The following is a 9,528-nucleotide window of genomic DNA, read 5'->3' on the forward strand; positions in this document are numbered from 1 at the left end:
ACTTCCCGGGCCATCAGGAATCCGCCGGTGAGGTTGGTGCGCACCACGGTTTCCCAGCCTTTCTGGTTGATCAGCGCCAGTGGTGAGGGGAACTGGCCGCCGGCGTTGTTGACCAGGCCGTGAACGACTTCGACGGCCTTGTAGATATCGGCAACAGTGGCTTTGACCACCTCTTCGTCACGGATGTCGCAAGAGAAGCCGATGGCCTGGCCACCGTCTTCCTCGATTTCCGCCGCCACGGCATCCAGTTTTTCCTGCTTGCGACCGACCAGCACCACGCGGGCGCCGAGGGACGCCAGTTCATGGGCGGTGCAGCGACCGATGCCGGAGCCACCGCCGGTGACGATAATGTTCTGGCCGGCAAACAGGTCGGGTTTGAATACGGAACGGTATGACATTGTTGAGTCCTTGAGGTCCTAGTGGCGCTTGCATGCTTCACGCGGCACGCATCACGCTAAAATCAATATTACTTGCCCACTTCGTCAGCGATGGTCTGGCTGACGGAGATGGGCATATCCAGTAACTGCTGGGCAAACGCCTTGCCTTGCGGATCAATACGCAGGGAGGCGATGCCGCCGCCGCCCAGGGCATTCTTCAGCAGGAAGTTGTAGGCATTCATGCCCGGCAGAAACCAGCGGCTGACGCTGCCGGTATCCGGGTCGAGCACGTGCTGCATATAGTCAGCTACGGCGTCTTCGGAGAGGGCCGCATTGATATAGGGCAGGTACTCGGGCTGGCGGGCGATGACGCCGATATTGGCGTGGTTGCCCTTGTCGCCACTGCGCGCCCAGGCCAGCTTGATCAGCGGCACGGCCACGTCGCCGGTAGCGGTTTCGCCCCGGTTGTCTTCGGGCAGGGTGTTGGCATCAAACGGCGTGCCGACGGGAATGGTCACCGGCAACGTTTCGCCGGCCAGGTCCACGGTAACCGGAATGCTGTTCTTGCTGACCAGGGTGGAGAACAGGCGAATACGCGGGAACGGCTTCGGGCGCCCGCCTACCAGGCCGGACAGGCCCGGGGCCATGCCGGTGGCAGCCTGGGCAATTTCCCGGGCAAACAGGCCCAGGGCTTTCTTGTCGTCGTGCAGGGCACCGATTTTGACCACCACTTCGCGGGTATCACCGCGACGGGCCTGGGCACCGTAGGTGGTTTCGCTGCCGAGAATTTCCACACTGGTTTCGCGCATGGGCGCCATGCCCAGTTGCTTGAACAGGCCATCCACCTTTTTCAGGATGGCGTCAGCCACCACCTGGCCTTTCTGTGGGGCGTCGATGCCGCCCATCAGGAAGGAGGCGGTGATGCGGTTGCCGTCCGGGTAGGTGGCGGAGACTTTGTAGCTGTCGGTGGGGGGCAGGCCCCGGGCGCCGCTGACACGGACCCGGTTGTCGCCGACCTGTTCCAGTTCTACCTGAGTAAAGTCGCAGACCACGTCGGGCAGCATATAGGCACGGGGGTCGCCGATTTCATAGACGATCTGCTCGCCCACGGTGGCGGTGTTGACCAGGCCACCGGTGTTGTCCGGCTTGGTAATGACAAAGTGGCCGTCCGCAAAACACTCGGCAATGGGGAAACCCATGTTGTGGAAGTCAGGCACATCGCGCCAGTCAGTGAAGTTGCCGCCGGTGCACTGGGCACCGCATTCGATCACATGGCCGGCCAGGGAGCCCTGGGCCAGTTTGTCGTAGTCGTCCTCAGCCCAGCCGAATTCGTGCATAAGGGGGCCCAATACCACGGCGGAATCGGCGATGCGGCCGGTGAGCACAATATCGGCGCCCGCATCCAGGGCCGCCTTGATGGGCAGGGCCCCCAGGTAGGCATTCATGGTGACTGTCATGGGGGGCAGGGGGGCGCCGGTATCCATTTCTGTCACATCGGCGAAGTCATTGCGGCGCGGGTTCAGGTCGTCGCCTTCCACCAGGGCAATCTTCATCTCGATGCCGGCTGCCTCGAACGCTTTCTGCAAAGCCTCGCGGCAGGCACGAGGGTTCACACCACCGGCATTGCTGACCACCTTGATGTTCTTGGCTTTGATGTCCTTGGCCAGCGGCGCCATGACATTATTGACGAAGTCGTGGGCGTAACCGGCGCTGGGGTCCTTCATGCGGGCACCGGCCATGATCGACAGGGTTACTTCGGCCAGATAGTCGAACACCAGATAATCAATCTCGGCCTGCTTGACCAACTGGAAAGCGGCGCTGTTGGTATCGCCCCAGAATCCGGCGGCACAGCCGATGCGAACGGGTTCGGTCATGGTGGCTCCATTTGCGTGTATAAGCGTGGTCTCGTAAGCTACCAAGCAAGCGCTTGGTTTGGCAAGAGGCAGTTTCAAGCCCTTTGCCTTGCGGGCGCGGGGGAGGCCGCGCACTCGGTAGCTTGCAGCTTGCAGCCCGGAATCGGGATAATGCGGGGATACATAAAAGAGGGTAACGATGGCTGAGTCACTGGCAATTAATGGAATCGATGATTCTCCCCGCGGGCGTCTGCTCAGTGCGGCGGCCCACCTGTTTCGGGACAAGGGTTTCGATCGCACCACGGTAAGGGATATCGCCGCGTCCGTGGGCATTCAGAGCGGCTCCATCTTCCATCATTTCAAGAGTAAGGAAGATATCCTCTTTGCGGTGATGGAAGAGGTGATCCAGTTCAATACGGATCGCCTGCGCCGGGCTATTGCGGCTGAAGGTTCACCGAAAGGGCAGCTGCGGGCCCTGATCCGTGCGGAACTGCAGTCCATTGTCGGCGATACCGCTGAAGCCATGACCGTGCTGGTGACGGAGTGGCGTTGTCTCAGTGTGGATAAGCAGCGCAAGGCCCTGGAGTTGCGCGCCATCTATGAGCAACTGTGGCTGGATGCACTCAATGCGCTACATGGGCAGGGGGCATTCCAGGATGATCCCTTTATCATTCGTCGCCTGCTCACCGGCATGACAGGCTGGGCACCCAACTGGTTTGACCGGGACGGCTCCCTGACCCTGGATGACCTGGCGGACATTATCCTGGCGCGTGTGGTGGGTGAGCATGATCGGTAATGCCATCGGCTGGGGGCAGAGCGGGTACTCGATTATCGAGGAAGGCGAGCTTAATCGGCAGACCTGGGCGCTGGATGTGCATCATTATCTGATTGCCAAACCAAGCGGGCAGCCGGTGCCGGGGATATTCACTCTGGAGCAGGCAAAGGCAAAGATTGAGGCGCTAGAGGCGGAAGAGAGCTGAAGCGGCAAGCTACAGCGGCTTTATTCTGGCTATTCTGTGCAACTTTTGCCCGTTCCGCCCATTTTCTAGGCAAACGGACTTTTTTCTGCAAAAAGCCGTTGACACCCCCGGCCCAATCCCTAAAATGGCGCCCACTTCGCAGCGCGATACGGGTGGTTAGCTCAGCTGGGAGAGCATCTGCCTTACAAGCAGAGGGTCGGCGGTTCGATCCCGTCACCACCCACCATATTTTGAAAGTAAAGAGTTCCGAAAGGAAAAGTGGAGCGGTAGTTCAGTTGGTTAGAATACCGGCCTGTCACGCCGGGGGTCGCGGGTTCGAGTCCCGTCCGCTCCGCCACTATTCAGCATTAAAGGCTCCCATTTATGGGGGCCTTTTTTGTTTCAAGGGGTCTGCCCACGCGCTACGCAGCACCTCATGCCTCCGTTGCTCCCGGTTTTGCCTTCCTTATTGTTTGTTCGTGTTGCCTGCTGCGTGATGCGTGCAGCGTCTCCTGTAATGAACTTGTCACCTAAACCCTGTCTAATTTCAGGCTCACAACGCTGAAAAAGATAAAGGAGGACAAGCAAATGGAAGACTATCTGGAAGAACGACTGGAAGAAAAACAGCTGATGGAATGCCTGGAAGAGTGGCAGGAAGAAGACAGCTGGGTGGATGACGGAGAGGAGCTCTGATTCCTCTCCGTACCATCCCCTCCGATTTCCCTGCCTTATTCCCTTTCCAGTAAGCCTTAGCGGTCTGATTCCCCACACATTATTCTGGCAACGTGACGCCGTTATTGGTCTTCACTGGGCGCTTTGCCGCATAGTGATGGGCGGGTTTTCGTATGCTTTTTTTTTACTGCCATTCAGGTCACACTCTTTTCTTAGGGGCTGACTATAATTGGCAGCACCCTGATTTTGCCGTCACTACTGCGTTTTCTGGATCTTGCAGGGAGTGACGTTGTGGCGAGTCAGTGGCCAACTACAATAATTCTCAAGGGAAGGAAGGACACATGCCTCTATCCTCCGTGACGTCCGAAGCGATTCTGTTTTTTGATCATCGGGGCATTACCAAAAGCATGCTGTATGCGGATTTTGAGGCGATCCTGGATGGCATGGTGGGTGTGCCTGAATTTGCCGATAAGGAAGTCCGTGGTGCCTACTGCCTGGTGAATGGTCAGTTACGGGTGCGCTCGCTGGTTCTTTTTACCATCGATTTTGATGAAGACGGTATGGCCGACACCACCTGGAATGTGCCGCTGCGCCATCTGGCAGAGCATGCGGGGCAGGGGCCGGATATGGGCGCCGGGCCGATCCGTCTGGCTTGTCGCAGCCAGTGCCCGGTGGCCTGGCACCAGGATCAGATGTGGGACCCGGGTATGAAGCCGGGAGCCAACGACTTTATCGCCATTCGCGACACCATTCGTGAGCGTGGTCCCAAACTGGGCCTGGAGATCGATGACGAGCTGGATTCGAGCCCTGCCGCCGCGCCGCCAGTCATTGGTGCCGAAACGACGGCGCCCACCATCGCACCGGACGATAGCGAGAGCAAGAAGGAGGCCGATGAAGAAAGGGTTCGGCTGGCTCGAATCATCAAGGAGCTGCGTTTGCGGGTGCAGACGCTGGAAAACTCCCAATCCGAAGAGGTGGGGAAACTCCGCTACGCTGCCCAGCAAAAGGAAGAAATCCTTAACGCCCAACTGGAAAAGGTGCTGGGGCAGTTCAAGACGCTGAAATCCCAGAATGTGGCCCTGCGTGAGCAGAATGACTCTCTCAAGGCGCAGGTGATATCCCTAACCCAGAGTCTTGAAGAGCAGAGCCATCAAAGCCAGACCCAGGGCAGCGAACTGGAAGTGCTCACCGAACAATACAAGCTTGCTCTCGAGCAACGAATCGAGGAGGAGCGGGCGAAACTCTCCGAGCAGATCCATGCCAAGGAAATGGATGTGCTGACCCGTGATGACCTGATCAATCAGCTCAAGGAAGAGCTGGGAGAGCTCAAGCGAAATCGGGTGAAAGAGGCCAGCACTGGCGCCCAGAAGGTGCTGGAAAAACTGGAAAATCTCGGTCTCAGCTTTATCGCCTTCCACCCCGGTGCGGGGCATATTTCCATTTCCGCTGATCAGATCGGCAGTTACATGGAAAATCCAGTGGCTTTCGCTGCGCGTAAATGTCTGGTCACCGAAGATCACTACCGGGCCTGGCTGGCTCATTATGAAAACCCCGTGTGCCAGGTATCGGTGGGTTCGGATCAGCAGGCCTGTGGCAAGCGAGTGATCCGGGTGGAAGTCCCCAACCAGTTCAAGCCCGGCGTCTCCGACTGCAATGCCAACCGTTGTCCGAATTGTCGTAACGACTCAGCGATCGATAACGTGTTGCGTTTTCGCTGATGGTTGAGTGTGATCCAGTGCCACTTCCCTGAAAAATGGTAGGTTTTTTGCATTATCTACGCTGAAAGTATGAAGTTGTAGTCACAATAAGAACACCGGGAGCGGCAGTTATGGCACAGGAATCCATTGATAAAAGCCTTTTACAGACCTTTGTGCCAGTGAATGCGCTGTCTGGAGACCAGCTGGACTGGCTCCTGGATCAGCAGGAGGTGTGCCGTTATTCGTCAGGAGATGCCCTTTTTTCGCTTGGCGACAAGGACAACACCACCATCTATCTGCTCAGCGGCAAGGTAGAGCTTACCGATGAAGCAGGCAAAACCCGTACCGTCAGTGCCGGAGATACCGCATCCTGGCATCCGCTGGAACATGCCCAGCCTCGTCGGAGTACGGCTCGGGCTCTGACCGAGGTCAGTGTGGTCCGCTTTGATAGCTTTCGCCTGGACACCATTCTTTCCTGGGACCAGTCTGCCGGTTACGTGATTCTCGATATCAACGCCAACTCCGCTTACCAGAATGATCGGGAATGGATGATTCGGCTGCTTAAATCCAAGCTGTTTCATCGGGTGCCGCCGAGCAATATTCTGGAAATCTTCCGCCGGCTGAAGGCGCATCGTCACAAGCAGGGGGATGTGATTATCCGCCAGGGCGAGGCCGCAGACTGTTGCTACATTCTCAAGGAAGGCGTCTGCGAAGTTGCCATCAGCATGGGCGACAATGCCCCAACCCCCGTGGCCATGCTGGAAGAGGGGCAGTGGTTCGGTGAAGAGGCGCTGCTTTCCGGCAAACCCCGTAATGCCACGGTGACCATGGCCACCGATGGGGTATTGATGAAGCTGGAGCGCCAGGACTTTGATGCCCTGCTTCGTGAGCCGATCATCAACACCATGCCCGCAGAGGATGTGCTGGGCGCGGCAGAAAAGGGTGCCTGGTGGCTGGATGTGCGCACCAGCGATGAATTCGACCAGGAGCACCTGGTGGGTGCCACCAATATGCCGCTGAATGTGTTGCGGCTGAAATCCCGTCTGTTGGACCCCAGCAAGACCTATATTGCCTACTGTGATACCGGTCGACGTAGCGCCACGGCCGCTTTTCTGTTAAAAAACGCCGGCTTGGACGTAATCGTTCTGGATGGCGGCCTGAATGCCAATGCTGCTAACCTGAACGAGTACCTGACACAGGCCTGAATCCGGGGCTGCCACGCTGCAATCACGGATTCAGGCCAGGGTGGTCGCTCACCGGATGGAGGGCGAGCCCTTCACCGGATGCAGCCCAGCTGCCCAGGATTCGTGTGGCGCAAGAGACTTTTAGCAACAAATTCCGCAATATCGGCCTGATTGCCCGTTCTGAAAGTGAACAGGCGCTGTATTCACTGCGCCAGTTGATTCACTTTCTCAACGGGCGCGACTGTACCGTTATCCTCGACAAGAACATTGCCGGCAGCTTGCCGGAAATGGGCCTGCAGGCTGCCTCCGCCACACAGATGGGCGAAGCCTGTGATCTGGTTATTGTGGTCGGTGGTGATGGCAGCCTGCTGGGCGCCGCCCGTACCCTGGCCCGTTTTGATGTGCCGGTGCTGGGCGTCAACCGTGGTCACCTGGGGTTTCTCACTGACATCCTTCCCTCCGAAATCGAAAGCCGTGTGGGGCAGGTGCTGGACGGTGAGTACACCACCGAAAAGCGGTTTCTGCTGGATCTGGAAGTGCGCCGGGGCAAGACCGTGGTGGGCGAGGGCTGCGCCCTGAATGATATTGTGCTGCTGTCCGGTGACAGCGTGCACATGATCGACTTCGAGCTGGTGATCGATGGCCATTTTGTCTATGGCCAGCGCTCCGATGGCCTGATCATCTCCACACCTACCGGTTCTACGGCCTACGCCCTGTCCGGCGGCGGGCCCATCATGCACCCCAAGCTGGATGCCATGGTGATGGTGCCGCTCAATCCGCATACCCTCACCAGCCGCCCGCTGGTGGTGGCCGGTGATAGCGAGATCAAGATCCATATCACCACCGAAAAGGTCCGACCCCTGGTCAGCTGTGACGGCACCGCCGGGATTCGCCTGCAGGTGGATGATGTGATCGCCATTCGCAAGAAGCCCCATCGTTTGCATTTGATCCACCCGCCTGGCCATGATTTCTATCAGGCCTGTCGTTCCAAGCTGGGCTGGAGTACCCGCCCCGGTGACAGCAGTTGAAACCAGTTAACAGTTAATAGCTACAGGCAAACAGCGGTTTTCCCTGTATCCGTCCCGGGCCACGTAGGGCGGAAATGGGCGTAAGCCCATCTCCGCCGAACTGGCGGGGCTTGCCTCTAACGAGTGAATGCCATGACCTACCAGAGCTTTGATGATCTGATTGCCGCCATGACCCCGGAAGTCTGTGACAACATGCGCCGCGCTATTGAAACCGGCAAATGGGCGGATGGCCGGCCGCTGACCCGGGAGCAGCGAGAAACCTGTCTCCAGGCGGTGATTGCCTGGGAGTCAAAGAACCTGCCTGAGGATCAGCGTTCAGGCTATATGGAGCAGCAGTGCAAGAGTGGGGGGGACGAGCCAGAGGAGCAACCGGTGACCCTGCGGGCCCCGGGTCGTTTGCAGTAGCCAGTTTGCCAACCCTCCGCGGGCGGTGACTGGCGGGTCGTCGCCCGGATACCGCCTGTCGGACCAACGTCAAGCTTTTCCTGCCAAAGACCGTTGGTGCTCTTCGTAACATACTGTATTCTTCCTAGGTGACAACTCTGTTGTGTAGGTTAGCCGACCTAGATTCGGCGCACGCGGACGATGTCTTTCTGGATGCGTTATGGGAGAGTGCGACGTAGTCAGAAATAAAAAAGATAACAAATGGTTTGGGAGAACCCATGCATATCTACAAGAAAGTACTGCCTGCGGCAGTGGCCCTGGCACTGGCGGCCTGTGGTGGCGGCAGTGATACAGTCCCTGATCAGAGTGAGGGTGCTACCCAAATCGGGACTTTTCCCCGCTTTGACCCCTTGGCATCTGATCTGCCCCTTAATACTGATCTGATTTTTGCAGCGGCCGCCACTTCTGACGGCACTGCCAATGTCGGTACTCCTACCAATGCGGTGGAGGCTGCCATCAATGATCTGGATGGTTTTTCCACGACAGCTTATTTCGATATTGGGTTTGCTGGTGGCTCCATAGACTCCAGCACTGTCTGTGCGCTTGGGGATGCCTGCGTCCCCAATGTTTTCCTGATTCCGTTGAACAGTAATGGTGACGCACTGGATCCGGCGAACGTGGATCCTATGAATCCGGTAAATGCCGAGCAAATCCCTGGTTTCATTGCTTCAGTAGAATCTCTGGATGGTGGCACGGATAACATTCTTCGTATTACCCCTGCAGAGCCAATGCTTGCTAAAACCAAGTACCTGGTTTTCGTAACGGATGGCATTCTCGATACGGATGGCAATCCGATTACTCCATCAAGCGCTTATCAGACTCTGGGCGAAAACGAGCCTGCGCTGACCTCCGCGCTGCAGCCTGTTCGCACCGCTGTGCAAGGGTGGGAGGCGATCGCTTCCGGCTTTCTTGCCCAGGCATTGGAACTTGATGTGGATGCGGCTCGTGATTCTGTGGTGATTTCCTATACATTCACCACCACGGATCCGGTAACCCCGTTGGTTGCCATGGGGGCTCCCCGAGGTGCTATTGCACAAACCCTGATTAATGGTGGTACGGCACCAGGTGATGCAGTAACGGCGGCCAACAATCTGGAGAACGGAGGGCTGCTGAGCACGCCTAAAGAGAGAACGATTGACGTAAATGCGGCGACCGGTCTGGATTTCTCGACACTGACTGCCGGGCAAATGGCTGCGGGGATTGGTACGCTCTACACCGGTAGCATTTCGTTGCCTTATTACCTGTCAGCGCCTGCCGCTCCTGCAGATTTCAGCTTCCTGCAAAAAACCTGGAATGCGGACCAGGTGTTGGGGT

At 57.6% G+C, this 9,528-nt stretch carries 8 protein-coding genes, 2 tRNA genes and 1 pseudogene; 9 read left to right on the forward strand and 2 right to left on the reverse strand.

Going from position 1 to position 9,528, the window contains the following annotated elements; all coding sequences use genetic code 11:
* Window positions 1–398, reverse strand: a 398-nt coding sequence (locus tag ACFE0K_RS08780) for an SDR family NAD(P)-dependent oxidoreductase (protein ID WP_434535707.1), incomplete at its 3' end; no start/stop codon positions are given.
* Window positions 399–466: 68 nt separating this feature from the next.
* Window positions 467–2,251 (reverse strand): acyclic terpene utilization AtuA family protein, encoded by a 1,785-nt coding sequence (locus ACFE0K_RS08785; protein WP_434535708.1) that lies wholly within the window; start codon window positions 2,249–2,251, stop codon window positions 467–469.
* 178 nt (window positions 2,252–2,429) lie between these two features.
* On the opposite strand from ACFE0K_RS08785, the gene ACFE0K_RS08790 reads away from it, so the two are divergent.
* The 9 genes and pseudogenes from ACFE0K_RS08790 to ACFE0K_RS08830 all read left to right on the forward strand — a co-directional run.
* The gene (locus ACFE0K_RS08790) at window positions 2,430–3,026 is read left to right on the forward strand and encodes a TetR/AcrR family transcriptional regulator (protein WP_434535709.1); all 597 of its coding nucleotides are present in this window, start codon (window positions 2,430–2,432) and stop codon (window positions 3,024–3,026) included.
* Window positions 3,016–3,210, forward strand: coding sequence for a hypothetical protein (locus ACFE0K_RS08795; RefSeq protein ID WP_434535710.1), 195 nt, complete (start codon window positions 3,016–3,018; stop codon window positions 3,208–3,210). The genes ACFE0K_RS08790 and ACFE0K_RS08795 overlap by 11 nt, the downstream gene beginning before the upstream one ends.
* Window positions 3,211–3,360: 150 nt before the next feature.
* Window positions 3,361–3,436, forward strand: a tRNA-Val gene (locus tag ACFE0K_RS08800).
* A gap of 34 nt (window positions 3,437–3,470) precedes the next feature.
* Window positions 3,471–3,547, forward strand: a tRNA-Asp gene (locus ACFE0K_RS08805).
* Window positions 3,548–4,202: 655 nt separating this feature from the next.
* Window positions 4,203–5,579, forward strand: a complete 1,377-nt coding sequence (locus tag ACFE0K_RS08810; RefSeq protein WP_434535711.1) for a hypothetical protein — start codon at window positions 4,203–4,205, stop codon at window positions 5,577–5,579.
* A 110-nt stretch (window positions 5,580–5,689) separates the two neighbouring features.
* Window positions 5,690–6,763, forward strand: a complete 1,074-nt coding sequence (locus ACFE0K_RS08815; protein ID WP_273008809.1) for a cyclic nucleotide-binding domain-containing protein — start codon at window positions 5,690–5,692, stop codon at window positions 6,761–6,763.
* Window positions 6,764–6,867: 104 nt separating this feature from the next.
* Window positions 6,868–7,770: an NAD(+) kinase gene (locus ACFE0K_RS08820; protein ID WP_434535712.1), complete on the forward strand. Its 903-nt coding sequence runs from the start codon at window positions 6,868–6,870 to the stop codon at window positions 7,768–7,770.
* Window positions 7,771–7,902: 132 nt separating this feature from the next.
* The gene (locus ACFE0K_RS08825) at window positions 7,903–8,175 is read left to right on the forward strand and encodes a YeaC family protein (protein WP_434535713.1); all 273 of its coding nucleotides are present in this window, start codon (window positions 7,903–7,905) and stop codon (window positions 8,173–8,175) included.
* 257 nt (window positions 8,176–8,432) lie between these two features.
* Window positions 8,433–9,528, forward strand: a pseudogene (locus tag ACFE0K_RS08830) (hypothetical protein); the annotation flags it as partial.

Source organism: Alcanivorax sp., assembly GCF_051117345.1.
Lineage (GTDB): Bacteria > Pseudomonadota > Gammaproteobacteria > Pseudomonadales > Alcanivoracaceae > Alcanivorax.

What these genes read in the sequence shown, in the direction of transcription:
- ACFE0K_RS08785 (WP_434535708.1), bottom strand. Translation starts at nt 2,251, where the DNA reads ATGACCGAACCCGTTCGCATCGGCTGTGCCGCCGGATTCTGGGGCGAT.
- ACFE0K_RS08790 (WP_434535709.1), top strand. Translation starts at nt 2,430, where the DNA reads ATGGCTGAGTCACTGGCAATTAATGGAATCGATGATTCTCCCCGCGGG.
- ACFE0K_RS08795 (WP_434535710.1), top strand. Translation starts at nt 3,016, where the DNA reads ATGATCGGTAATGCCATCGGCTGGGGGCAGAGCGGGTACTCGATTATC.
- ACFE0K_RS08810 (WP_434535711.1), top strand. Translation starts at nt 4,203, where the DNA reads ATGCCTCTATCCTCCGTGACGTCCGAAGCGATTCTGTTTTTTGATCAT.
- ACFE0K_RS08815 (WP_273008809.1), top strand. Translation starts at nt 5,690, where the DNA reads ATGGCACAGGAATCCATTGATAAAAGCCTTTTACAGACCTTTGTGCCA.
- ACFE0K_RS08825 (WP_434535713.1), top strand. Translation starts at nt 7,903, where the DNA reads ATGACCTACCAGAGCTTTGATGATCTGATTGCCGCCATGACCCCGGAA.